Source organism: Halorubrum sp. JWXQ-INN 858 (assembly GCF_009806985.1).
Classification (GTDB): Archaea; Halobacteriota; Halobacteria; order Halobacteriales; family Haloferacaceae; genus Halorubrum.
The window spans coordinates 356575-376171 of record NZ_WUAX01000005.1 but is presented as its reverse complement, the minus strand read 5'-3'; the positions used below and the strand labels follow the sequence as shown (position 1 = coordinate 376171).

The window sequence follows — 19597 nt, the reverse complement described above, 5'->3', positions numbered from 1 at the left end:
TCCCCGATCGGGACCGGACGCTATTGAACCTGTGGCGACGTGCGCGGGAGCCCCGGCAACGCACGGGAGACCCGCCGACAGCCCGATTGAAGGCCCTTATACGGTTCCCCCTCCCGTGGTATGCGGTTGTCTATCATCATCGTCCGCGCGGATGGCAATCCACATTAACCCTCGCTTCAAACGGTCGGCTATGAGCGATTCGTACGTGATCATCGGGGATGGTATCGCGGGGTCCTCCGCGGCTGAAACGCTGCGCGAGCAGTCGCCGGACGCCGATATCACGGTCATCACGGACGAGGGCGAGGCCCTCTACAACCGGATCCTGATAAAGGAGTTCGCGAAGGGGAAGCTCCCGGAAGCACCGATCTCGATCCACGACGAGGGGTGGTACGAGGACCACGACGTCGACCTGCGGCTCAACACCGTCGTCGTCGACATCGACGTCGAGAACGACGCGGTTCACACCCACGGGGGCGAGACGATCGAGTACGACTCGCTTCTGCTCGCCGTCGGCGGGACGCCCCAGCAGCTCCCCGTCGGGAACGCCGACGCCGAAGGGGTCCATCACTTCTGGACGTTCCAGGACGCCCGGAAGATCAAAGCGAGCGTCGAGGACGCGGACAACGGCGTCATCGTCGGCGCGGGCCTGCTCGGCATCGACTTCGCCGCCATCTGTGGCGCACAGGACGTCGAGGCGAAGTACCTCATGCGCGGGGACTCCTGGTGGCGCTACGCCCTGTCGACGGAGGGCGCGGAGATCATGCACGAGGCGATGCGCGAACGCGGCGTCGAGCCCGTCTTCGACTCCGGCGTCGACCACTTCGAGGTCGACGCCGACGGCCACGTCGAGGCCGCCGTCGACCCGAACGGCGAACGCTACGAGTGTGACTTCGCCGGCGTCGCGATCGGGCTCGACTTCAACACCGAGCTGGTCGAGGACACCCCGATCGAGACGGACAACGGGATCGTCGTCGACGAGTTCATGCGCACGAACGTCGACAACGTGTTCGCCGCGGGCGACATCACGGAGTTCCACGACGTCGTCCTCGGCGAGCGTGCCCAGAACGGGGCGTGGGGCTCCGCGAAAGAGCAGGGCACGATCGCCGCGCGCAACATGGTCGACTACGAGTCCGAGGAGTTCCGCTGGGTCTCCTCGTACTCCATCACGCACTTCGACTTCCCGTTCCTCTCGTTCGGTCACCCGACGCTCGGCGACGACTCCGTCGAGGCGACGACCGCCGAGGGCGAGTGGCGGCGCGTCGCGCTGAAGGACGGACGGATCGTCGGCGGCGTGCTCATCGGTGACCTCTCCCCGCAGTCCGCGTTCAAGCAGCTGATGCGCGAGGGGCGCTACGTCGCCGACCAGAAGGACCTGCTCATGGAGCCGGGCTTTTCCGCCGACGACCTCGCGCCCGCGACCGAACAGTAGGTCAGTACGGGGGCCCGGCGATCGCCGGCGGCTCGTTTTAAACGGACTCGAACGGGACCTCGACGAAGGCGTCCCGCGCGGAGAGCTCGTCGAGGGTGTCGTCGACCTGCTCGCGGACCGTTTCGACCCGGTCGATCAGCTCCTCGTACTCCTCGGTCCCGGCGTTTCCGGCGGCCTCCAGCGCGGCCTTCTTCGAGGCGAGCGCGAAGAACTCCTGGCTCCGCTCGTCGAACTCCGCGCGCCGAAGCAACACCTCCACGAGCGCACACAGCTCCGCTTTCATCACCGGCTTCGTCTTGTAGTCGTCGAACAGCATGTCGACGATGTCGACGTCCGGCTCGACCGCGGTCAACATCGCGACCCGGGCGTCGTACCCGGCCTCGCGGATCGCGGTGAGCACCTCGTGGCCCGACATCCCCGGCATCCGTCGGTCGAGCAGGACGACGTCGACCGAGTCGTCCATCTTCGACAGCGCCGTCTCCCCGTCGGTCGCGATCCGCACGTCGTACGACGGGGCGAGATACGCGCGGTAGAGCTCGGCGAGATCGACCTCGTCGTCGACCGCCAGCACCGTCGCTCGGTCGGCCTCGTCCTGGCTCCCCCCGTCGGTCGTCACGGCGCTCCCCCGTGCGGTCGCCTCCGCGTTCGACCCGACGACGATACGCGCCCGGTCGTGGATCCAGCGGTCATGGTCGACGACTACGACCCGACCCGTATAAATCAACGGGTCGGGACTATCAGCCGGGATAACTCCCGCCCGAAGGAACGTGGCCCGCCGAGGAGGGCGTGGGCCACCGCCGCGGGGCCGAGGCGGTCGGTTCGGGCCTCCCGCGGGCGTCGTTCCGGACGGCGACGTGACCCAAAGGCACATTTACGCGGATGACGTAGCGCCCTCCAACGAATGTCTCACAGCCCGTCACTGCCGGACCGCCCTCGTCTGGAGATCGATCCGGAGATGAACGAGGCGGAGCGACTCGAAGCGATCCGCCAGCATTACCGGCGGATCGTCCGGCTCAACGATGAGCTCCAGGACCGTCTGGACGACGCACAGGGCCGCCGCGGGGACCTCCGAACCGACGTCGACGAGCTGAAACGCGAAAACGAGGTGCTCAAGACCACCTCGCTGTACATCGCGTCCGTCGAGGAGCTGACCGAGGACGGCGTCGTGATCAAACAGCACGGCAACAACCAGGAAGTGCTGACGCAGACGTCGACCCGGCTCGACGCCGACCTCCGGCCGGGCGACCGCGTCGCGATCAACGACTCGTTCGCGATCCAGCGGGTGCTCGACGACGAGACGGATTCCCGGGCGCAGGCGATGGAGGTCACGGCCTCCCCCGACGTCACCTACGCCGACATCGGCGGCATCGACGAGCAGATCCGCGAGGTGCGCGAGGCCGTCGAGGACCCCCTCGAGAACCCCGAACAGTTCGAGGCCGTCGGCGTCGATCCCCCGAGCGGCGTCCTGCTCCACGGCCCGCCGGGAACGGGCAAGACGATGCTCGCGAAGGCCGTCGCCAACGAGTCCGACGCCACGTTCATCAAGATGGCCGGCTCCGAACTCGTCCGGAAGTTCATCGGCGAGGGCTCCCGACTCGTCCGCGACCTCTTCGAGCTGGCGGCGGACCGCGAGCCCGCAGTGATCTTCATCGACGAGATCGACGCCGTCGCCTCGAAGCGCACGGACTCGAAGACGTCCGGCGACGCCGAGGTGCAGCGCACGATGATGCAGCTGCTCTCGGAGATGGACGGCTTCGACGAGCGCGGCGAGATCCGCATCATGGCCGCCACCAACCGCTTCGACATGCTCGACGAGGCGATCCTCCGGCCGGGGCGGTTCGACCGCCTCATCGAGGTACCGGTGCCGGACGCCGAGGGCCGCAAGCGCGTCCTCGAGATCCACTCGGCTGGGATGAACGTCGACGACGACGTCGACGTCGGCGCGATCGCTCGCGATCTCGACGGCTACAGCGGGGCCGAGATCGCGTCGATCGCGACCGAGGCCGGAATGTTCGCCATCCGTGACGGCCGCACGGAGGTCCACCGCATCGACTTCGAGAAGGCGTGCGAGAAGCTGGAGGAGGACGACGACGGCACGGCCGAGCGCGCGATCGACTACCAGTACTAGCGCCCGCGCCCGGTAGCCCCGGGCCGGCGACCCGATCCCTGCGGAGTAGCCGTGCGGTCGATCACTCGTTTTCCGCCCGTCGCGCCACGTCGTGTCGCCCGAAGCCGTAGCGGAGCCGGTTCGCGAGCCGCCGCGAGAACCGGCCCTCGTTGCGTGAGTCGAACCGCTCGGCGAGCGCCCCGTAGATGAGCGGGACCGGGACCTCCTGTTCGAGCGCCTCCTCGACGGTCCACGTCCCGGTGGAGCCGCCCGCGACGTGGTCGGCGACGTCGCCGAGGTCCGATCCCTCCTCGTGGAACGCCTCCTCACAGAGCTCGAGCAGCCACGACCGGATCACCGCCCCGTTGTTCCACGTGCGCGCCACGGCCTCCAGATCGAGGTCGTATCGGCCGTCCGCGAGCAGCTCGAACCCCTCGCCGTACGCCTGCATCAGCGCGTACTCGACGCCGTTGTGGACCATCTTCACGTAGTGACCCGAGCCGGACGGCCCCATGCGGTCGTGGCCGTCCGGGCCCGTCGCGACCGCGTCGAACACCGGGACCAACTCCTCGTAAGCCCAGGCGGGGCCGCCGACCATCAACGAGAACCCCTCCTCGGCGCTGGCGGGGCCGCCGGAGGTGCCACAGTCGAGGTAGGCGGCGTCCGTCGACTCGGCACGCCGGACCGACGCCTCGAAGTGGGAGTTGCCGCCGTCGACGACCACGTCGTCGCCGTCCAGGTGTGACGAGAGGTCCGCGAGCGTGGCGTCGACCGCGTCGCCGGCGGGCACCATCACCCACACCCGCTTGTCGTCGCCGAGCCGCTCCGCGAGGTCGGCGATCGAGTCGGCCGGCTCCGCGCCCGCCTCCGCGGCCGTCGCCGTCGCCTCCGCCGAGAGGTCGAACGCGACCACGTCGTGGCCCGCGTCCAGCGACCGGTTCACGACGATCCGCCCCATCCGTCCGAGTCCGATGACGCCGAGTTGCATGTGGAGGGGGTCGGCGTGGCGGGGCGTAGTGGTTCCGGTTCGGACGGCGGGACGCGGTCCCCCGTTGGCGTCGCCGTCACCCCCACACCAACGGGAGCCACCAGACGACGCCGACGACGATCACGGCCGTCCCGACGACGCTGACGGCGGCACCGATCCGCGCCATCTCCGGCACCGTGAGGTAGCCGGAGCCGAAGACGATGGCGTTGGGCGCGGTCGCCACCGGGAGAACGAACGCGAACGACGCCGCGAGCGCGACCGTCGCTAAAAGTGACAGCGGCGGCAGACCCATAGAGCCCGCGACGGCGACGGCGACCGGCGAGAACACCGAGGCGGTCGCCGTGTTCGAGGTGACGTTGGTGAGCACGACGACGACCGCCGCGAGGAGGACGACGAGTCCGAGCAGGCCGGTCGTCCCGACCCCGGTGATGAGGTCGGCGATGCGCCCGTCGAGCCCGGTTCGCTGGAAGGCCCGGGCGAGCGCGAACCCCGCGCCGAGGAGGAGGAGCACGCCCCACGGGAGCCGGAGTGCGTACTCCCAGTCCAGCAGGAACTCCCGCCGACGGGCGTTCGTGGGGACGAGGAAGGCGGCGACGCCGCCCGCGATCGCGATCGTCGCGTCGGTGACCGCGGGGACGATCGGTGTAATGAGAAACGGCCGGGTCAGCCACCCGAGCGCGACGATCCCGAACAGGGCCGCGACCCGGCGCTCACCGGCGGACGCGGGGCCGAGCTGGGTGAGCTTGTGTGCCGCGACCGCCTCGCGCCCCGGGACGACGTCGATCGTCGGCCGGACGACGACGAGCAGCGTCGCCCACACGGCGAGGGTGCCGACGACCGCGACGGGGAGACCGAACCGCATCCACTCGAGGAACCCGACGTCGACGCCGAGTTGACTCTCCGCGACGCCCGCGAGCACCGCGTTCGGCGGGCTCCCGATGAGCGTGCCGACGCCGCCGACGGACGCCGCGTACGCGATCCCGAGCATGAGCGTGACGCCGAACCGCGTCGCCGGGAGCGACTCGGGGTCCTCGTCGACGTCGTGGACGAGGTCGCCGACGCCCTCCGCGGTGCCGACCTGCGGACCGGGCGTCACCGTGTGCGTCTGGGAGATGACGGCGATCGCGATCGGCACCATCAACATCGCGGTCGCGGTGTTCGAGATCCACATCGACAGGAGCGCCGTCGCGGCCATGAACCCGAACAGGAGCCCCGGCGCGCTGACGCCGACGCGGCTGATGACGTACAGCGAGACGCGCTCGTGGAGGCCGGTCCGCTCGACGGCGAGCGCCAGGAGGAACCCGCCCAACAGGAGGAACACGATCGGGTCGCCGTACGCGGTCGTCGTCTCGCCGGCACCGAGGATCCCGGTCGCCGGGAAGAGGACGATCGGGAGCAGGCTCGTCACGGGGATCGGGACGGCCTCAGTCACCCACCAGACGACGATCCAGGCGGTACAGGCGAGCGCGGCCGCGGCGTCGGGGGCGAGCCCGATCGTGTCGCCGCCGAGCCAGAGGAGCGCGAACCCGACCGGCCCGAGCGGCCGGCCGACGTCGCTCCGTGAAGGGAGACGCATGCGTCCGGAACTCTCGAACTCCTGTTAAAAGTGCCCGTCTCGGACGACCTCGCACCCGTCCGGTTCCCGCCGTCGAAACGGCTACGACACCCGGCGCTCGTCTTCAGCGTCGACGATCACGCCGCGTCGCCGTCGGCGGCCGCCTCCGTCTCGCCGAGGTGGGCGCGGAGCGTGTCGACGTCCTTGTTTCCGGCGCCCGTGTTCAGCAGGACGACGGTGTCGTCGGAGCCGAGCTCGCCCTCCTCGGCGAGGGTGAACGCGCCGGCCGCGGCCGCCGCACAGGTCGCGCCCATCTCCAACCCTTCGACGCGAGCGACTTCGATGGCGGCGTCGAGGATCTCGTGGTCGGTGTTGGCGACCGCTCCGCCGTCGGACTCGCGGATCGCCTCCAGGATGAGCGGGCTCGCGCCGGGGTCGGGGATGGCGATCCCGCCGCACGCGGTGTCGATCTCGTCGTCCGACAGCGGCTCGTGGCGGTCCGCGCCGGCCTCGTAGGCGTTCACGATCGGCGCACAGCCGGTGGCCTGTGCGGCGTACATCGGGATCAGGTCGTCGGTCCAGCCGAGGTCACGAACCTCACGGGCGGCTTTGTGCATCCCGACGAGGCCGACGCCGCCGCCGGTCGGGTAGACCACGGCGTCCGGGGCCTCCCAGTCGAGCTGTTCGAGGACCTCGAGCGCCATCGTCTTCTTCCCCTCGTGGCGATACGGCGTGACGAACGTCTTCGCGGAGTACCAGTCGGGGTTCTCGTCCATCGCCTCGGCGTACGCCCGGCCGGAGTCACCGATCTGCGAGTTGCCGTCGATCGGGTCGGTGACCGTCAGGTCGGCCCCGTGGACCTCCGTCATCGCCTTCTGGGTGAACCCCGAGCGCGAGGGGAGGTAGACGTGGGCGTCGAGCTCGGCGCGGGCCGCGTACGCCGCCGCCGCCTGGCCCGCGTTGCCGGCGCTGTTCAGCGCCACGTCGGTCGCGCCGTGCTCGCGCGCCGCGGTCATCGCGGCCGCCTGTCCGCGGTCCTTGAACGTCCCGGTCGGGTTCATCCCCTCGTCTTTAAGCAGGACGCGGCCGACGCCCATCGCCTCCGCGAGCCCGGGACACTCGACGAGCGGGGTCGCGCCCTCGCCGAGCGACACCGCCGCACCGCTCGTGAACGGGAGCAGCTCCTCGTAGCGCCACATCGAGTCGAAGGGGCGTGCCTGGAGGTCCTCCGGGGTCAGGTCGATCCGGTCGTAGTCGTACGCCGGGTCGAGGATACCGTCACAGTCCGGACACCGGTGGGTCGCCGTCTCCGCGTCGAAGGTCTCGCCGCAGTCGACACAGGAGAGGCCAACGAACGCGTCGGTCGTGTGCATACCCTCCCGTGACCCTCAAGGGGTTTCCCCCATCGCATGCCGGCAACCGGTGTGGGGTTCCTATCGCGCTCGGCCGTTCGCCCCGCGAACGGCGGGTCGACGGCATCGCTTGACGGTCACTCCTCGGACGGGGCGTATCCGCGGTGGAGCCGGTCCATCCGCGCGGCCATCACGAAGTCGGTCCGATGGAGGCCGTCGATCTCGTGGGTCCAGAGCTCGACGCCGACCTCGCCCCACGAGAGGTGGACGTCCGGGTGGTGCCACACGTCCTCGGCGAGCTCGCCGACTTCGTACGTGAACTCCAAGGCGTCACGGAAGTCGTCGAACGGGTACGTCCCCTCCAGCCGCTGGCCGTCGACGACCGACCACACCTCGTCGTCGAGCCGGTCGAGCAGCGGCGCGTACTCGTCCTCGGTCAGCGGGTCGTCCTCTTCGGAAGGCGATTCACACGGTTCGTCCGCGAGTGATTCGGACATGGGTACTCGTTCGCGATCGAGCCGCTTGTACTTTCCGCGGATCCCGATTTAAAAGGGCCACAGCGATCGGCGAAGCCGGTCCAGGACCCCGGCGTCGCTCCCGTCGCCACGATCGCCGTTCCGGCCGGCCTCGGCGGGTCCTGAGAGGGTCCACCCGGCCTTCTCGGCCGCCTCGTTCGACGTGAGGAACTCCCAGCCGACGTGCTTCGCGAGCCGACGGTCCTCCGGCGACGCGCCCACGAAGACGTATCGGGGCGTGTTCGCGGCCGCCTTGATGTCAGCCATCGCTCGCCACTTGTCGCGGTCGCCGAGCGCGAAGTCGTTCTCGACGCCGTGGTCCGCGAGGAACGCCGCGACCGCCTCGACGTCGTTGTCGACCACGCCGACGTACCGGCTCCAGCGCCGGGCGTCCTCGACGACCGCTCCCGGGTCGGCGAACGCGCGGGCGGCGTCGAGCGCGACGACGAGCGTCAACTCGCCGTCCCGATCGTGTGGATCGGGGACAAGGATCACGATACGGTGACACCTCGTCGACCGCGGACATAAACGCTGTGGAGGGCTTATAAGTCGGGCGGGCGTGCGGGCGATCACATGGACCTCGAGGCCACGTTCGGGACGGCGAAGCCGGTCGTCGGCATGGTACACCTCCCGCCGCTGCCGGGCGCGCCGAAGGCGGACGACGACGGGGCGGCCGCCATGGCTGCGGCCGTCGAGCGTGCCGGACGGGACGCGGCGGCGCTCGACCGCGGCGGCGTCGACGGCGTGATCGTCGAGAACTTCGGGGACGCCCCCTTTTATCCCGACGACGTGCCGGACCACACGGTCGCGTCGATGACGCGTGCCGCGACGGCGGTGACGTCCGCGACGGACCTCCCGGTCGGGATCAACGTGCTCCGCAACGACGCCGCGGCCGCCGTGAGCGTCGCGAGCGCCGTCGACGCGGCGTTCGTCCGGGTGAACGTCCACACCGGGGCCCGGGTCGCCGACCAGGGGATCCTACAGGGTCGGGCCCACGAGACGCTCCGGCTCCGCGACCGGCTCGGCGTCGACGTCGGCGTCTTCGCGGACACCGACGTGAAACACTCCGCCCCGCTGACTGCGGAGGGGTACACGGCGGAATCGTTCGCGGACACCGCCGAGCGCGGGCTCGCGGACGCGGTGATCGCCTCGGGCCGCGGGACGGGCGAGGCGCTCGAGGAGACGGCGCTCCGGGACGTCGTCGACGAGCGGGCCGCACACGGGCTCGACACGCCCGTGTTCGTCGGCAGCGGCGTCCGTCACGACACCGTCGCGGACCTCCTCGAAGTCGCCGACGGCGTCATCGTCGGGACGGCGCTCAAGGTCGACGGCGAGACGACCGGCCCCGTCGACGCCGACCGCGTCGCGGCCCTCGTCGAGCGCGCTGACGACGCCCGGTAGGGCCGCGTCGGTCCCTCGAACGATCCCTCACCAGCCGCGCTCCCGTAGGAACGCCTCCACGGCCGACCGCGTCGGTAAGCCCGCCTGTGCGGACGGCGAGGTGCAGTTGATCGCCGCGGTGGCCGCGGCGAACCGGACGCCAGCCTCGATGCCGTCGACCGGATCGCCGGACGAAACGCCGGCATCCGGGCGGGCGTCGCCGAGCAGCCAGCCGTCGATCAGCCCGGCGACGAACGCGTCGCCGGCTCCGGTCGTGTCGACGGCGTCGACGTCGAAGGCGTCGACCCGGGACCGCCGGCCGTGGGCCAGCACGGTCGCGCCGTCCGCCCCGTGGGTGAGCACCGCGCGGTCGGCGGTGCCGTCGACGGCCGCCCCGACCCGCTCGCGGGCGGCCGCCTCGCCGCCGAAGTACGCCCCGGCCGCGACGTCGGCCGCGACGAACAGGTCCGCGTGGCGTACCAGCCCGTGGATCGTCGCGGGCGCGGTCCCGCGGTCCAACAGTTCGGAGACGGGCCCGGAGAGGTCGAACGCGACCGCGGGACCGTCGGCCGCGTTCGTATCGACCGCGTTCGCGTCGGCCACGTTCATATCGACCGCGTTCGTGTTGGTCGCGTTCGCGTCGGCCGCGTTCGCGTCGTTACCGCTGGCCGCCGCGACCCGTTCGAGGACCGCCGCGGCGACCGGATCCGGGGTGTAGGCAGTGAGGAAGACGGCCTCGGCCCCCCGGATCGTCTCGAGCGCCGCGTCCGTGAGGCGGAGGTCCCGGAAGCTCCCGCCGGCGGTGACGATCATCCGCTGCCCGGCGGGGTCGCGGAACACGTGCGAGTAGCTCGTCGTCCCGTCCCCGACCGCGACGTGGGTCGTGTCGATGCCGGTGTCGGCGAGGTGCTCACGGACGAGCCGTCCCCGGTCGTCGTCGCCGACTCGGCTGACGAGCGCGACGTCCCGCCCGAGGCGGTCGAGCGCGACGGCGACGTTGGCCCCGACGCCGCCCACGCGGGTCTCGACGTCGTGCGCGAACGCGCCGCCGTCCGGCTCGGGCAGGTTGCTCACGGCGTGGACCTCGTCGACCATCGCGCCGCCGATCACGACGCAGTCCGGCGTCCGGCTCACGGCGCATCCCGGGCCGCCTCGTGGACGGCCATCGCCTCGCGTTCGGCGACCGGCCCCACGACCGTCGTCGCCCCGTTCGCGCGCCGGACCACTTCCGAACACGGGACGTCGACGCCGCCGCCGGTCAGCTCGTGGACGGTCGCGCCGGCGACGCCGAAGACGACCCGCCCGATGCCGGCGTACACGATCGCCGTCGAACACATCGGGCAGGGCTCGGTGCTCGCGTACATCGTACTTCGCGCCGCCGCGTCCGCGTCGAGCTCGCGACCGGCCCACCGGGCCAGCTTCAGCTCGGGGTGAGCCGTCAGGTCGTCGTCGGTTCGCGTGGTGTTTCGCGCCTCCGCGACGATCTCGCCGTCGACGACCAACAGGGCCCCGAACGGGGTATCGCCCGCCTCGACCGCCTCGCGGGAGAGCTCGATCGCCCGGTCGACGCGGTCACGTTCCACGGTCATGTCCGGAGTTCCCCGCGACGGTAGTTAACGGTTCGTCACCGTGGCGACGACGGGCCGTCGTCCTGGCCCTCTCGATCCGGTTCGTCGTCGCTTCGAGTCGATCCGTCGTCCGGAGCCACATCGCTCGGGGGCGATCGACGGAGATCGCGAAGCGCGGCGACCGCGTCGTCGGTCGTGCCCGTCCGCGTTTCCGTCGCGACGGTCGGATCGAGCGTCGGCTCCTCGGATCCGGCGGGAGCGTCCGGTCCGGCGGGCTGCTCGGCCCCGGGGGCGGAGGACGGGTCCGCGTCGGAGGTCGAAGCCGCATCAGAGCTCGGGTCGTCGCCGCTGGACCACAGGCGATCGGAAAGCCACCGACGGAGGCGTGTGAGCGGGGTCATATGACAGCGTGAGGGTCAGTAGCGCTTGAAGAGGATCGCCCGAACGTCGTCCTTCGTCCGGGCCGTCTCGGCGGTTCCGTCCGGGAGATCGACCTCGTAGCGGGCGTCGCCGTCCGCCTCCCGCCACTTGTCGGCGTGCGTGTCGAGGAGACTCAACATCGCGTTCAGCTGCCCCGACCCGCCGTCGTTAGCGGCGTCTTCGGCGGCGTCTTCGGCGGCGTCGCTGTCGGCGGCATCGGTATCGACGTCGGCGGCATCGGTATCGACGTCGGCGGCGTCGCTGTCGGCGTCGTCGGTTGCGTCACTGTCGACGTCTTCGGCGGCGTCCTCGGGGTCGAACGCCGCCGGATCGGCCAGCCGGTCGGGGTCGTCGACCGCCTCGGCCAGGTCGAGGAGGTACGCGACGACGTCGTCGCGCCCGACGGACGCGTACGGGCCCGCGTGTGTCGCCTCCAGCTCCTCGCGGAGGGCGTCGATCCGGTCTCGGTCGGCCTCGGTGATGTCGAGCGTTGCCATTCTCATCCCTCCTGGAACCGCCGTATCGCGTCCGCCCAGCTCTCGGCGACCCGCGGCTCACCGGAGTGGTCCGCCTCGACGCCGACGTAGCCGCAGGCGTCACACGCGACGGCCTCCGCGCCGGCCAGCGTCAGCGTCGTCAGGGCCGCCTCGCAGCGGGGACAGTCGTTCGTCACGGTTGGTCACGTGAGGCCTCGACGGCGGAGGCAAAAAACACAGGGGTCGAGACGGGGTCGGTGTGGTGGAGGAGCACGAGTCCGCTCGGGACGGGACCGCCCCGGGGAAATAATGATAACACCGCGCGGAAAGGACCCCGTATGAGCGACCCGAACGAGTCGAGCGACACGAACCCGTTCATGGCGTATTACCGTCGATACATCGGCGATCCGGACCGCACGGTCGACGTGTACGCGGGGTTCGGACTCTTCTTCGTCGGGCTCGGGCTCGGGGTGGCCGGGGTGGCCGCGTTCCTCTACAGCGCGACGTTGCCGTCGAACAGCGGGTCGATGTACGCCGTCCGCGAGGTCGCCGTCGTCGCGGCCGCGGTCGGGCTCCCCGCGCTCCTGCTCGGCGTCGTCGTCCTCCTCCCGGTCGACGTGCGGATGGTGTACCTCGGCGGCGTCGGCGGGCTCGTTTGCGTCGCCGCCGTCGGCCTGTTCGTCTGGGCGTACCCGAACCAGTGGAACGTCGTCAACCCGCCCGACTACAGCGCACAGGGGGTCGCCGTCTACAGCGTCGGGCTCGCGTCGGTGATCGGCGCGACCGGGGCCGCGCTGGTCGCCCATCGCGTCGAGCGGGTGACCGGGATCGCCGGTGGTCTGGCGGGCACCGCGGGGGCCGCGGGCGGCGGTGCCGTCGGGGCGGGCGCCGAGGGCGCGGGCGACGGGACCGACGCCGGAGACGAGGCGGTCACCGACGAGCAGGTCCGCGCGGACATCGAGCGCGAGCTCGGGGACGCCGAGCTGACGTGGGGGGGCGTCGAGCGCAGCGAGAACCGACGGCTCGAGCTGAACACGAGCGCGATAGACGACGTCGAGATCGACCGCGAACGCCTCGACGGTTCCGCGACGGAGACGCGCACGACCGACGCGTCCGTCGACGACGCGGTCACGCAGTTGAAAGGGCTACAGGGCGGCGACGTCGAGACGGCGAGCGGGGAGGGAACGGACGACCAGGCGACCGCGCTCCGGGAGCTTCGCCGACAGCAGCGGGCGGAAGAGCAGGCGAAGGCGGACGACGAGTCGGTCGTCGACCGCATCCGGCGGCTGTTCTGAGGCCCCGGATCGCGTCGAGCGCCCCGCGGGCGTCGACCCGACCGTATGGGGTTTATATATCCTCGCCGACGTACCGTCGAACGTGTCCCGCGTCACCGTCCGCATCGATCCGCACGTCCACTCCGAGGACAGCTACGACGGCCACGAGCCCGTCGAGCTGATCTTAGAACACGCCGCGGACATCGGACTGAACGCGGTCGTGATCACCGACCACGACGTGATGGGCGAGTCGAAACGGGCCGCCGACTTGGCTGCCGACTACGGGCTGATCGGGATCCCCGGCGTCGAAGTGTCGACGGCCCACGGCCACCTCCTCGCGATCGGCGTCGAGGAGATGCCCCCACACCGGGAACCGTTCGGCGAGACCGTGTCGTGGATCCACGACCACGGCGGCGTCGCCGTCGTCCCGCACCCCTTCCAGCGGTCGCGCCACGGCGTCCGGAAGAAACACATCCCCGTCCCGAAACCCGTCGACCCGGCCGCGACCGTCGATGACTCGGCCGCGATCGTTGACGACCCGACCGCCACCGTCGACGAGGCCGTCGGAACCGCTGAGGGGATCGACGAGGTCGACGAGGTCGACGAGGTCGACGCCGTCGAGGTGTTCAACGCCTGGCTGTTCACCGGCTACCGGAACCGCCGCGCACGACGGTTCGCCGCCGAGCACGGCTATCCGGGAGTCGCCGCCAGCGACGCTCACACCTTGGAATACGTCGGCCGTGCGTTCACCGAACTCGAGATCGACGGCGTCGACGCCGTCGCGGACGTGACCGCCGACGACGTCCTCGCGGCGATCCGCGAGGGGACGACGACCGTGAGCGGAAAGCGGGCGCCGGTCCCGATGGCGACGAAACACTACGCCATCGCCGCCGCGCGCAAGTCCGGCTACTACGCGAAGACCGGGGCCGTCAGGAGCGCGACGACCGCCAAGTGGGCGGCCATCCGGACCGCCTCGACCGCACGGGTCGGCGCGCTCCAGGGCGCACACCGGCTCGCGCGGATCGCCTCGTGGGTCCGCTGACCCGACCGCCGCTCGCCACCGTTTCCGCAGTTCTTCACCGTCCTCCACAGCTCCCTCCCGTCCTCCACAGCTCTCTGCCGTTCTCCGCCGCCACTCACCGAACGCGATCCTCCCGTCCCGCCTGACCGCTCAAACGACCCTGTTCGCGTAGCCCTCGCCGGCCGCGCGGCGGCGGAGGCTCTCGGCGACGATCTCCGCGACCCGGTCCGCGTACTCGCCGTGGGCGGCCGCGGCGTGCGGGGTGACGATGACCTCCTCGTGGCCCCACAGCGGCGACGCCTCCGGGAGCGGCTCCGTCTCGAAGGTGTCGAGCGCGGCCCCCGCGATCGACCCCTCGTCGAGCGCCGCGACGAGCGCGTCCTCGTCGACGATCCTCCCACGGGCGACGTTTATCAGGTAGGCGTCCTCGCGCATCGACGCCAACTCGGCTTCGCCGATCAGCCCCGCCGTTTCCGAGGTGAGCGGGAGCGCGAGCGCGACGAACCGGGCGTCCGCGATCGCGTCCGCGAGCCCGTCGCGGCCGACGGTCTCGTCGACGTTCGCCACCGGCGTCGGCGTCCGCCTGACGCCGACGACGTCCATCCCGAGCCCGGACGCCCGCGAGGCGATCCCCCGGCCGAGCACGCCGAGCCCGACGACACAGAGCCGCTCGCCGGCCAACGAGAACGGCTCGTCGAAGGCGGGCCAGGTCCACTCGCGGTCGCGCTGCTGGTCGCGGTAGACGTGGAGCCGGCGGGCGAAACTGAGCATGTAGCCCGCGACCGTGTCGCCGATGGCGTCGCCGTGGATCCCGGTCGAGTTGGTGAGTGCGATCCCGGCCCCCTCCAGGTCGTCGAAGGGGAATCGGTCGACTCCGGTCTGGATCGAGTGGATCCACTCGAGGCCCGCGTCGAGGAACGCCCCGTCGTACGCGAACGTCACGAGCGCGTCACAGGCCGCGAGCGCGTCCGTGTCGCCGGCGGGAACGACGCGGACGTCCGTCCCCGAGGCGGCGGGCGTGTTCGCGAGCGCGTCGACGAGGACCTCCGGGGGGAACACCGCGTCGACGGTGTCGTGGACGCCGAGTGTAAACGTCATACCGACGGATCCGTCCGGACGGTATTTAAAAGAACCCGAGACGGGGAGCGTGACGGGGAAGGCGGCGGAAACGCGACGGAGAACGCGACGCGACCGCGCCGCCGCGTCGTGGTTATCTGAGGAACTCGACGGCCGCCCCCTGACCGAAGCCGACACAGAGCGTCGCGAGCCCGCGGTCGGCGTCGCGCTTCCGCATCTCGTGGAGCAGGGTGACGGGGAGCCGAGCGCCCGACGCGCCGAGCGGGTGGCCGAGCGCGATCGCGCCGCCGTTCACGTTGTAGACGTCCTCGTCGACGCCGAGCTCGCGGCGCGCGTACTCACACTGGGAGGCGAACGCCTCGTTGAGCTCGACGAGGTCGTAGTCGTCGATCGACGTCCCGGCACGGTCGAGCAGGCCGCGGGTCGCCGGGACGGGGCCGATCCCCATGACGGTGGGGTCGACGCCGGCGACGGCGTTCGTGCCGACCTCCGCGAGGACGTCGAGCCCGTAGTCGTCGGCGAACGCGCGGCTCGTGACGAGCGTCAGGGCGGCCCCGTCGGAGATCTGCGAGGCGTTGCCCGCGGTGACGGTGCCGTCGCCGGTGAACGCGGGCGGGAGGTCCGCGAGCGCGTCCGCGGTCGTGTCCGGGCGGATCCCCTCGTCGGTCTCGACGGTCCCGTCGTCGGTCTCGACGGGGACGATCTCGTCGTCGAACCGCCCCGACTCCGTCGCCGCCGCGGCGCGCCGGTGGCTCCGCGCCGCGTACTCGTCTTGCGCCTCGCGGCTCACGTCGTACTCCTCGGCGACCTTCTCGGCGGTCATTCCCATCTGAAGCTGGAAGACGTTGTATCGCTCCGACAGCTCGGGGTGGAGGTGTTGGTACGACTCGCCGTCCATCGGCACGCGGGACATGTTCTCGACGCCGCCGGCGACGACGCAGTCGCGGTTGCCCGCGGCGACCGCGTCGGCGGCGGAGATCACCGCCTGCATCGAGGACGCACACCAGCGGTTGATCGAGGCGGCCGGCACCGACTCGCCCAGCTCGGAGAGCAGCGCGATCACGCGGGCGACGTTGTTGTCCTGCTCGCCGCGCTGCTGAGCGACGCCCCACATGAGGTCGTCGACGTGGTCGCTCGTCAGCCCGGTCTCCGCGAGCGTGTGGTCGATGAGGCGGACCGAGAGGTCCTCGCTCCGGACGTCCGCGTAGACGCCCCCGTCTTTCCCCTGCGGTGTTCGATACGCGGCCGCGATCACGGGCGTCGTCTCGTCGGTCATACCCGAACACAGACCGGTCACCGGCTTAAAACGGCGTGGAACCCCGAGGAATCGGTCCGTAGTTTACGGCCGGTCGGGGCGGGGAGTGGCGCGGTGAGGACAGCGGCCCTGCGTGACGCGGAACGGCGCGGCGAGGACCGCGGACGGCGCGTGACGGGAGCGGCGCGGTGAGCACGACGAACGGCGACGGGGAGCTCGGGAGCGTTCGACGGCCTTAAGCGGCCACCACCGTTATCTCACGGGGATGAGTGACCCGGCGCTCGACGTGGTCGAGTTCGTGCTGACCGCCCACCTATACTCCGAGAACCGCGACCTCGACGAGAACGACCTGCCGCCACGGTTTCGGCAGGTGTTCTGGTCGGATACTGCCGGCGGCGACGCCCCGGGCGGCGTCGAGCGCCCGCTGAAAGCGACCGACGGCGTGACCCGCACGGCGACGGGCGTCGAACGCCCCTGGGAGGCGGTCTCGGACCTGCTGTTCACCCAGCGGACCGACTTCTCCGGCGAGATCACACTCACCCAGCCGGGGATGGCGCTGGAGTGGCTCCACGACCGCGCGGACGACGAGCGGCTCGCGTCGAACCCGACGATCGTCGCCGCGCTCGAGAGCGCCGAGGGGCTCGACGCGCCGGTCTCCCACGAGGAGGCGCGCGACGGGACGCGGCCGATCCACGCCGACAGGGTGTGGATCGACGCGCTCCTCGAGGAGTACTTCGACGAGGACGAGGACGGCGAGATGCTCGACCTCGTCAACGTTCGCGCGCCCGAGGAGATCGAGACCACCCTTCAGGACCTCGTGCTCACCGGCGACCAGGAGGAGGAGATCCAGAAGATCGTCAAGGCGATCGAACACCGCGAGTACCTCGCGCGGATCGGCCTCCGCGAGATCGGCAAGCTGCTGTTCGTCGGGCCGCCGGGCACCGGGAAGACCACGATATCGCGAGGGCTCGCCCACGAGCTCGGCCTCCCGTTCGTCGAGGTGAAGCTGTCGATGATCACCAGCCAGTACCTCGGCGAGACGGCCAAGAACGTCGAGAAGACGTTCGAGGTCGCAAAACGGCTCTCCCCGTGTATCCTCTTCATCGACGAGTTCGACTCCGTGGCGAAGACGCGCCGCTCCGACGAACACGCCGCGTTGAAGCGCGCGGTCAACACCCTGCTCAAGTCGATCGACGAGGTGTCGCTCGTCCGCGACGAGGTGCTGCTCATCGGCGCGACCAACCACCCGGACCAGCTCGACGCGGCCGCCTGGCGGCGGTTCGACGAGATCGTCAACTTCCCGAAGCCGGACCGGGACATGCGCGCCGACATCCTCCGGATCGTCACCAGACGGATGCAGATCGCCGACTTCGACCCCGAGGAGGTCGCCGACCGGACCGCCGGGCTCACGGGCTCTGACCTCCGGATGGTCCTTCGGGAGGCCGTCCTCGGCGCGCTCACGGAGGACCGGATGACGATCACCCAGACGGACGTGATGGAGGCCGTCGCCGACTTCGAGGAGCGTGACAACCTCAAGAACATGGACATGATCGACGGCGAGGGCGCCGAGATCGTCGGCCACACGAACAACGACGGCGACGGCGACGATCACGGCGACCACGACCACGACCACAGCGACCACGACCACGCACACGACGCCGCGCCCGATCAGGCGGACGACTGATACCGGCGGAGCGAGGACTGATCCCAACGGAGCGAGAACCGATCACACCCCGGTGTCGGACGACTCCGACGGTTAGCGACGGTCGTGATACCGTTCGATCGCGCGGTCCGCCCCGGTCGAGAGGAAGCCGACGTCGGTCCCGACGATCAGGAAGTCGAACCCCGCCTCGAGCCACGCGTCGATCCGCGCCTCGCTCGTCGCCAGCGTCCCGACGGGGACCCCGGCTTCGTCGCCGGCCGCGACCGTCGCGTCGATCGCCTCCCGGACGGCCGGGTCGTCGAACGCGCGGAACCGACCCATGGACGCCGAGAGGTCCGCGGGCCCGACGAACAGCGCGTCGATCCCGTCGACGGCCGCGATCTCGCCCGCCGCCGCGACCGCCCGCTCCGTCTCTATCTGCGCGATGACGGCGATCGAAAACGAGTCGTGGCGGACGTACTCGTCGAGCCGCCGACCGTAATCGGACGCCCGGCTGGCGGCGACCCCTCGCCGACCGGTCCCGGCGGACTCCCCGTCGCCATCGACCTGTGGCGGGTAGCGACACGCCTCCACGAGCGCCGCGGCCTCGGCGGCCGAGTTCACCTGCGGGGCCATCAACCCCGCTGGCCCCGCGTCGAGGACCCGCTTGATACGGACCGGATCGTTCTCGGCGACCCTGACGACCGTCTCGGTGTCACCGGGGGCCGCATCGACGGCCCGCACCATGTTCTCGACCGACTCGGTCGTCGTCGGCGCGTGCTCGGTGTCGACGGTGACGAAATCGAACGCCGCCGTCGACAGCGCTTCGGCGACGGTCGGAGACGGCACCGAACACCAGCCGCCGACCGGTCGCTCGCCCGCGTGAAGTCGCCGTGCGAGATCCATGCCCGACGTTCACGAAGGGGCGATAAAAACGTGCGCGACGTCGGAGGGGCTGGGGGCGATGGAGATGGCGGGTGTGATGAAGATGACGGGGCAGCGACGCCGCTCCTGGACGGAGCGTGCTGGAGAACCGAGACGGGCCGGAGAAACGGTGCGGGCCCGGGTTACAGACGGCCGACGTTCTCGACGGCGACGGACTCGACGCCTTCGACGCCCTCGAACGCCTCCTCGACGGCCTCGGTGCCGCCGGCACCGTCGGGGACGATGACGGTCGGGAGCAGCGCGACGAGCCCGAACGCGACGTCGTCGCGCTCGAAGCCGCGGATCTTCGCGCCCTGCGGGAGCGACTCCTCGAGTCGGTCCTGGAGCGCGTCGAGGTCGACGTCGGGACTGTTCGGCATCACCTTGATGATGGCGGCGACGTCACCCATCTCAGGGCCCTCGGAACCCGCAGTCGGGGCAGTCGTAGAGGTTGCTCTGTTTCCGGCACTTCGCGCACCGGTGGATGGTCGTCCCGCAGTCCGGGCAGGCGAACGTCGCGGCGTTCATGCCGGACACCTGAATGCCGCAGGAGACGCACTTCCGCGCGCCTCGGGTTTCACTCTCGCTCATACCTCAACACACCGTCGCGCGAC

Annotated in this window: 21 protein-coding genes; 6 read left to right on the top strand and 15 right to left on the bottom strand. The window is 70.8% G+C overall.

Annotation, left to right across the window (positions count from 1 at the left end; all coding sequences use genetic code 11):
* The first annotated feature begins 190 nt into the window (after positions 1 to 190).
* On the top strand, positions 191 to 1429 hold the full coding sequence (locus GRS48_RS03235) for an NAD(P)/FAD-dependent oxidoreductase (RefSeq protein ID WP_159483471.1): 1239 nt from the start codon (positions 191 to 193) through the stop codon (positions 1427 to 1429).
* A 37-nt stretch (positions 1430 to 1466) separates the two neighbouring features.
* Here the strand turns inward: GRS48_RS03235 and GRS48_RS03230 are convergent, their stop codons facing one another.
* On the bottom strand, positions 1467 to 2045 hold the full coding sequence (locus GRS48_RS03230) for a response regulator (protein ID WP_321168266.1): 579 nt from the start codon (positions 2043 to 2045) through the stop codon (positions 1467 to 1469).
* A gap of 285 nt (positions 2046 to 2330) precedes the next feature.
* Here GRS48_RS03230 and GRS48_RS03225 point away from each other — a divergent pair, with 285 nt between their 5' ends.
* A complete protein-coding gene (locus GRS48_RS03225; RefSeq protein ID WP_159483470.1) occupies positions 2331 to 3557 on the top strand; it encodes a proteasome-activating nucleotidase in 1227 nt (408 codons plus the stop codon).
* 61 nt (positions 3558 to 3618) lie between these two features.
* Here GRS48_RS03225 and GRS48_RS03220 read toward each other — a convergent pair whose 3' ends face one another.
* From GRS48_RS03220 to GRS48_RS03200, 5 genes are all read right to left on the bottom strand, one after another.
* Positions 3619 to 4524: an NADP-dependent phosphogluconate dehydrogenase gene (locus GRS48_RS03220; protein WP_159483469.1), complete on the bottom strand. Its 906-nt coding sequence runs from the start codon at positions 4522 to 4524 to the stop codon at positions 3619 to 3621.
* 76 nt (positions 4525 to 4600) lie between these two features.
* A complete protein-coding gene (locus GRS48_RS03215; protein ID WP_159483468.1) occupies positions 4601 to 6100 on the bottom strand; it encodes an SLC13 family permease in 1500 nt (499 codons plus the stop codon).
* Positions 6101 to 6216: 116 nt separating this feature from the next.
* Complete coding sequence (locus GRS48_RS03210) at positions 6217 to 7452, bottom strand: threonine synthase (RefSeq protein ID WP_159483467.1); 1236 nt, start codon at positions 7450 to 7452, stop codon at positions 6217 to 6219.
* 116 nt (positions 7453 to 7568) lie between these two features.
* Positions 7569 to 7928 (bottom strand): 4a-hydroxytetrahydrobiopterin dehydratase, encoded by a 360-nt coding sequence (locus GRS48_RS03205; RefSeq protein WP_159483466.1) that lies wholly within the window; start codon positions 7926 to 7928, stop codon positions 7569 to 7571.
* A gap of 48 nt (positions 7929 to 7976) precedes the next feature.
* On the bottom strand, positions 7977 to 8441 hold the full coding sequence (locus GRS48_RS03200; RefSeq protein WP_321168265.1) for a hypothetical protein: 465 nt from the start codon (positions 8439 to 8441) through the stop codon (positions 7977 to 7979).
* A gap of 78 nt (positions 8442 to 8519) precedes the next feature.
* Here GRS48_RS03200 and GRS48_RS03195 point away from each other — a divergent pair, with 78 nt between their 5' ends.
* Positions 8520 to 9347 carry a BtpA/SgcQ family protein gene (locus GRS48_RS03195; protein WP_159483465.1) on the top strand — a complete coding sequence of 276 codons (828 nt, stop codon included), beginning with the start codon at positions 8520 to 8522 and terminating at the stop codon, positions 9345 to 9347.
* A 27-nt stretch (positions 9348 to 9374) separates the two neighbouring features.
* Here the strand turns inward: GRS48_RS03195 and GRS48_RS03190 are convergent, their stop codons facing one another.
* From GRS48_RS03190 to GRS48_RS03175, 4 genes are all read right to left on the bottom strand, one after another.
* Positions 9375 to 10460 (bottom strand): carbohydrate kinase family protein, encoded by a 1086-nt coding sequence (locus tag GRS48_RS03190; RefSeq protein ID WP_321168264.1) that lies wholly within the window; start codon positions 10458 to 10460, stop codon positions 9375 to 9377.
* A complete protein-coding gene (locus tag GRS48_RS03185; RefSeq protein ID WP_159483464.1) occupies positions 10457 to 10915 on the bottom strand; it encodes a nucleoside deaminase in 459 nt (152 codons plus the stop codon). Before GRS48_RS03185 ends, GRS48_RS03190 begins: the two co-directional genes overlap by 4 nt.
* Positions 10916 to 11310: 395 nt before the next feature.
* Positions 11311 to 11811, bottom strand: coding sequence for a hypothetical protein (locus GRS48_RS03180; protein WP_159483463.1), 501 nt, complete (start codon positions 11809 to 11811; stop codon positions 11311 to 11313).
* 2 nt (positions 11812 to 11813) lie between these two features.
* Positions 11814 to 11987, bottom strand: a complete 174-nt coding sequence (locus GRS48_RS03175) for a zf-TFIIB domain-containing protein (RefSeq protein WP_159483462.1) — start codon at positions 11985 to 11987, stop codon at positions 11814 to 11816.
* 141 nt (positions 11988 to 12128) lie between these two features.
* Here GRS48_RS03175 and GRS48_RS03170 point away from each other — a divergent pair, with 141 nt between their 5' ends.
* Positions 12129 to 13085: a permease gene (locus GRS48_RS03170; RefSeq protein ID WP_200840194.1), complete on the top strand. Its 957-nt coding sequence runs from the start codon at positions 12129 to 12131 to the stop codon at positions 13083 to 13085.
* 82 nt (positions 13086 to 13167) lie between these two features.
* Positions 13168 to 14106 (top strand): CehA/McbA family metallohydrolase, encoded by a 939-nt coding sequence (locus GRS48_RS03165; protein WP_321168263.1) that lies wholly within the window; start codon positions 13168 to 13170, stop codon positions 14104 to 14106.
* 129 nt (positions 14107 to 14235) lie between these two features.
* Here GRS48_RS03165 and ddh read toward each other — a convergent pair whose 3' ends face one another.
* On the bottom strand, positions 14236 to 15183 hold the full coding sequence (ddh, locus tag GRS48_RS03160; RefSeq protein ID WP_159483461.1) for a D-2-hydroxyacid dehydrogenase: 948 nt from the start codon (positions 15181 to 15183) through the stop codon (positions 14236 to 14238).
* Between the two features lie 112 nt (positions 15184 to 15295).
* Entirely contained in the window at positions 15296 to 16438 is a 1143-nt protein-coding gene (locus GRS48_RS03155; protein ID WP_159483460.1) for a thiolase family protein, read from the bottom strand.
* Between the two features lie 244 nt (positions 16439 to 16682).
* On the opposite strand from GRS48_RS03155, the gene GRS48_RS03150 reads away from it, so the two are divergent.
* Complete coding sequence (locus GRS48_RS03150) at positions 16683 to 18101, top strand: ATP-binding protein (RefSeq protein WP_159483459.1); 1419 nt, start codon at positions 16683 to 16685, stop codon at positions 18099 to 18101.
* A gap of 72 nt (positions 18102 to 18173) precedes the next feature.
* Here GRS48_RS03150 and GRS48_RS03145 read toward each other — a convergent pair whose 3' ends face one another.
* The 3 genes from GRS48_RS03145 to GRS48_RS03135 all read right to left on the bottom strand — a co-directional run bounded on the left by GRS48_RS03145 (position 18174) and on the right by GRS48_RS03135 (position 19574).
* Positions 18174 to 18965 (bottom strand): HpcH/HpaI aldolase/citrate lyase family protein, encoded by a 792-nt coding sequence (locus GRS48_RS03145; protein ID WP_159483458.1) that lies wholly within the window; start codon positions 18963 to 18965, stop codon positions 18174 to 18176.
* 161 nt (positions 18966 to 19126) lie between these two features.
* Positions 19127 to 19393, bottom strand: a complete 267-nt coding sequence (locus GRS48_RS03140) for an elongation factor 1-beta (RefSeq protein WP_159483457.1) — start codon at positions 19391 to 19393, stop codon at positions 19127 to 19129.
* A gap of 1 nt (position 19394) precedes the next feature.
* Positions 19395 to 19574, bottom strand: a complete 180-nt coding sequence (locus GRS48_RS03135; RefSeq protein WP_159483456.1) for an HVO_2753 family zinc finger protein — start codon at positions 19572 to 19574, stop codon at positions 19395 to 19397.
* Positions 19575 to 19597: the final 23 nt, after the last annotated feature.